Source organism: Klebsiella sp. 141161, assembly GCF_050600815.1.
Classification (GTDB): Bacteria; Pseudomonadota; Gammaproteobacteria; order Enterobacterales; family Enterobacteriaceae; genus Klebsiella; species Klebsiella aerogenes.
The window spans coordinates 1-212 of record NZ_JAQIRN010000037.1; the positions used below are offsets into that span (position 1 = coordinate 1).

Genomic DNA, 212 nt, shown 5'->3' on the forward strand with positions numbered 1-212 from the left:
TTCCCGGAAAACCGCGAGAAGTTCGCTAAAGCCTGGGGCGTCGACAGCCTGCCGGAACATACCGGTTATCGCATCAGCGAGCTGCCGCACCGCGCTGAACACGGCGAAGTCCGCGCGGCCTATATTATGGGCGAGGATCCGCTGCAGACCGATGCCGAGCTTTCCGCGGTGCGCAAGGCGTTTGAACAGCTGGAACTGGTTATCGTCCAGGA

Annotated in this window: 1 protein-coding gene; it reads left to right on the top strand. The window is 61.3% G+C overall.

Annotated features, from left to right (window positions below; translation table 11 throughout):
- A partial coding sequence (locus PGR79_RS23865) for a molybdopterin-dependent oxidoreductase (RefSeq protein WP_430922632.1) occupies positions 1 to 212 on the top strand: 212 nt, incomplete at both ends.